The following is a 2,933-nucleotide window of genomic DNA, read 5'->3' as shown; positions in this document are numbered from 1 at the left end:
GAGAGTTACATAAACACACTGGAAGTTATTGAGAAATGCGCTGAATATCTGGAACAAAATTACGGGAAGAAGGGACCTGTTTTTGGGGGAGAGAAATTGAAGAGCCTGGAACCCCAGGAACGTAAAGCACAAGCCGCGGCCATAGCCCCGATTTTAAGAGGGTTTTGTTCCAGCGAACGTAAGATGATCGGGCATTTTACAGATGATAGCCGTGTTTTGGAATTTATAAACTCTAAGGATCTGAACCGTTTGGCCCCTATGGGAACGAGTTGCCCGGATCATTTTCTGCGAACTAAAATCAGTCCGCTCGTATTGGATCTTAAACCAGATCAGGATTTGTCGGATACAGAAGTAATAAAAACAAGCTTAGCGCCTCTTTTCGAAGCTTATCGCAAAATGTACGCTGACTATTATGAGGCCTGTAAGCATGAGAACAGCCCTGGCATTCGTGATTCCAATCCGGTTATTATTCTTTATCCCGGGGTTGGCTTATTCTCCTTTTCCAAGGATAAGCAAACCGCCCGTGTTGCAGCAGAATTCTATACCAATGCTATAAATGTGATGAAAGGGGCCGAGGCCATTTCGGAATATACATCCCTTCCAAGACAGGAAGCATTCAATATTGAATACTGGCTGCTGGAAGAAGCCAAATTACAGCGAATGCCCGCTGCAAAAGCACTTTCCGGACAAATAGCGCTGATAACAGGAAGTGCCGGCGGAATCGGAAAGGCTATTGCTAAAAAGTTTGCTAGTGAAGGTGCTGTTGTGATTCTGAATGATATGAATCAGGAAAGGCTGGAGAATGCTGGAAAAGAATTTGAAAATTTATACGGAAAAGATGCTTTTGTAACAGCAACATTGGACGTCTCTAGCGAAGCACAGATTAACGATGCATTTGAAACTGCATCGCTTTCCTTTGGGGGTGTGGATATCATCATTAATAATGCCGGCCTCTCGATCTCAAAATCAATTGAAGATCATACTGAAAGCGATTGGGATTTACTGTATGATGTATTAGTAAAAGGCCAGTTCAGGGTTACCCAGGCTGGCGTAAAAGTAATGCGAAAACAAGCGCTCGGTGGCGATGTGATTAATATTGTAAGCAAAAATGCACTGGTTTCCGGACCCAATAATGCAGGTTACGGCTCTGCAAAAGCAGCGCAATTGCATTTAAGCAGGCTGAATGCAGCAGAGCTGGGTGCCGATAAGATTCGGGTTAATGTGGTTAACCCGGATGCTGTAATTTCCGACAGTAATATCTGGGCTGGTGGCTGGGCAGAAGGCCGAGCCAGGGCTTACGGAATTACAGTGGAGGAACTTCCTGAATTCTATGCAAAACGAACTCTATTAAACGAGACCATTCTTCCGGATGATATTGCCAATGCCTGTTTTGCTTTTGTAGGGGGGTTATTGAAAAAGTCAACAGGCAACGTGCTTAACGTAGACGGCGGGGTAGCTATGGCATTTGTGAGATAGGTTCAACCGACCCATGAAAGTACCAGTAATTGCCATATTTGATATCGGGAAAACGAATAAGAAACTTTTTCTATTTGATGAGCATTACCAGATAGTTTATGAAAAAACAGACAGCTTCCCGGAAACTTTAGATGAAGATGGGGAAGCCTGTGAAAATCTGGACAGCCTTCATTTATTTGTATTCGACTCGCTCAATGAAGTATTAAAAATTGAGAAGTTCAGTATAGAAGCGATTAACTTTTCGGCCTATGGCGCAAGCATGGTATACCTGGACGAGGATTATAAACCTTTAACTCCTTTGTACAGCTACCTGAAACCCTATCCGGAGACTTTGGAAATGCAGTTCCATTCGACTTACGGAAGCCGGGAACAGATCATGCTGGAAACGGCCTCTCCGGCGTTAGGAAGCTTAAACTCAGGGCTGCAGTTATATCGTCTTAAATATGAGAAACCTGATATTTTCGTAAAGCTCAGATACGCCCTGCACCTGCCTGAGTACGTGAGCTTTCTAATCTCCGGAGTTTGTTATTCTGGCTTGACCAGCATAGGCTGTCACACCTGGTTATGGGAATTTAAAAAACACGACTATCATTCCTGGGTTTACGATGAAAATCTGCAAACCAAATTAGCTCCCATACATTCTTCAGAAGAAATTTCCTTAGGCACCTTTAATGGAAGAACTTACAAAATAGGAGGGGGCCTCCATGATAGTTCTGCAGCCCTCATCCCATACATGGTTAATTTCAGTGAGCCATTTGTCCTGATCTCAACCGGTACATGGTGTATCAGTCTTAATCCTTTCAATGATGCACCCTTAACTCCGCAGGAATTAAAGAATAATTGCCTTAGCCATTTGAGCTTTCGGGGTAAGTCAGTAAAAGCTTCGCGGATGTTCGCAGGTTTTGAACATGATCAGCAGGTAAAAAGAATAGCTGACTATTTTAAGGTAAATAGCATTCTATTTAAAACCTTAGAGTTTGATTCTGAAATTATAGCTAAACTGGAAGCTGAAGGTCACCAGAAATATCCTTCTTTAAATCCAGACCCCCTTCCCAAAGTGTCTGCGTTCCAGCAGCGGGAGCTGGCTGATTTTGAAAATGCTGCGATAGCTTATCATCAATTGATTGCAGATCTCATCCATTTGCAATATACATCTACTCAGCAGATTATTTCTGGTACAGTTACTAAAAAAATCTTTGTAGATGGCGGCTTTAGCAAAAATGTAATCTATATGAATCTTCTTGCAGCGAAGTTTAAGGATATGGAGGTATATGCAGCAACTATGGCACAGGCTTCTGCATTAGGGGCCGCCCTGGCAATTCATAAGCATTGGAATACGAAGGCTCTGGCCAATGATATCATCGATCTTAAGTACTATTCTGTCAATAAAATTAATCGCCTTTGAACCCACTAAAGATGAAAAAGGAAATTTTCAGTGACTTTATTCAGATTGAAGC

At 42.5% G+C, this 2,933-nt stretch carries 2 protein-coding genes; both read left to right on the top strand.

Annotated elements, in window-relative coordinates; translation table 11 throughout:
- Positions 1-1,476, top strand: a 1,476-nt coding sequence (rhaD, locus tag WBJ10_RS12030; protein WP_424290608.1) for a bifunctional rhamnulose-1-phosphate aldolase/short-chain dehydrogenase, incomplete at its 5' end; no start/stop codon positions are given.
- A gap of 13 nt (positions 1,477-1,489) precedes the next feature.
- A complete protein-coding gene (locus tag WBJ10_RS12025; RefSeq protein ID WP_424290606.1) occupies positions 1,490-2,881 on the top strand; it encodes an FGGY-family carbohydrate kinase in 1,392 nt (463 codons plus the stop codon).
- Positions 2,882-2,933: the final 52 nt, after the last annotated feature.

Source organism: Daejeonella sp. (assembly GCF_049655485.1).
Classification (GTDB): Bacteria; Bacteroidota; Bacteroidia; order Sphingobacteriales; family Sphingobacteriaceae; genus Daejeonella.
The sequence above is the reverse complement of the archived record's forward strand: the minus strand, read 5'-3'. Positions and strand labels throughout refer to the sequence as shown.